The 1288-nt window shown below is 55.2% G+C and carries 1 protein-coding gene and 1 pseudogene; both read right to left on the bottom strand.

The features are described 5' to 3' along the window. On the bottom strand, nucleotides 1-1121 hold a 1121-nt coding region (locus ACR0EL_RS21580; protein ID WP_480502224.1), incomplete at its 3' end, for a hypothetical protein. Between the two features lie 87 nt (nucleotides 1122-1208). Beyond that, nucleotides 1209-1288: pseudogene (locus tag ACR0EL_RS21585) on the bottom strand (cytochrome c biogenesis protein CcdA); the annotation flags it as partial.

The raw sequence follows: 1288 nt of genomic DNA on the forward strand, positions 1-1288 counted from the left end.
CCTGCGGTGATGCGGAAATAGTCATAAAGTCCAGGTTGATCGAACGCACAAAGATATTGAAAGTGCAGGCGAAAAAAGCGCCAACGCAATTGCTGCCATCGCGCGGGGGACAGTGTTTGGGTGAAGGCGGCAGAAAGAACCAGCGGCCCGCATTTTTTGGGGCCAGCGACGCCGCTGACCGCGACCGGATCGCACAACGCAAACGCGCAGCCATCTCCCGGTGCAGAGACATCGATCCAAGTCATATCCGCGCGTTCGGATAGATATTTAAGATCAGCGCGAAGCGTGTGTGCCTGCGGTAGAAACGAAACCATTGGCACCACCTGTCCCAAGGTCAGAAAGGATAAGACTGGCTTATCCTGTACACCGCCCCGTCGTCGTAAAACATCTGCCAACACCGACACACCAAGATGGGCGCCAGAGCTGTGACCCACGACCAGCACCTCATCGGTGTCTGTGTCCAGCGTCTCGGTGATCAGGTCAGAAAACTCCCGCAGCCTCGATTGCAGATCTTGCGAATACGCGCCGTATAGCTTCGCCGAGTGGGCATAGTCATGCATAAGGTAATAAGCGAATAGTCGATTATCGATCTTTCGGAACCATTGCATCAGAGCATAGATTACCCCGGCAGCAGGTACCAAAGACCACCACCCAACGAGTGGTTTCAATACAGAGACTAAACCCCAAGCAATCAACAACGATGCAAAAAGCTGCAGCAGCAGCATTGCCACCGGGTATAGCGCCGCAATTACGGGCCCCTTGCGCAGCTGCATCAGCCGCCAAAGCGTACCGGTCGAGATATATATCCAGGCGGTTCTCGCCAGTTGCAGATAGGTTGCCGGTATCGATTGAGCCATGCTGTCACGCACGATATCCGACCAGACCAGAACCTGAACATCTGCATCAACAGGACTGCCGTCCTGCTGAGAAGTCACCTGCCAGCCGTAGGGACCTTCGCCCGTCCTAGCGCTAATATCGATCTGGTATCCCGATATCTCAGCCTGGGCGCCCCCCTCTTTGCGGTAGAGCTCTCGATATCGGCGCGGATGAATCGGGTCGTAGCCGGGAATGTAAAACACCCGGCGTTTGCGCACCTGCGGATTGGATTGCTGACTGCTCATTACCCGGCCCTCTGCGCCAAAGATTAGCGCAGCGTTGACGCCAAGGTAAGACCTGGCGTCTATCCATCCGTGTTTAAAGCCAGAGGGTTAACCGAGGTTTGCCAAAGCCGGAAATGTTTCCAGCAGCCACCAGCTGGATTCGGTGAACAAACCGGTGACAAGCATGA

The sequence above is a fragment of the Ruegeria sp. AH12 genome, assembly GCF_056541465.1.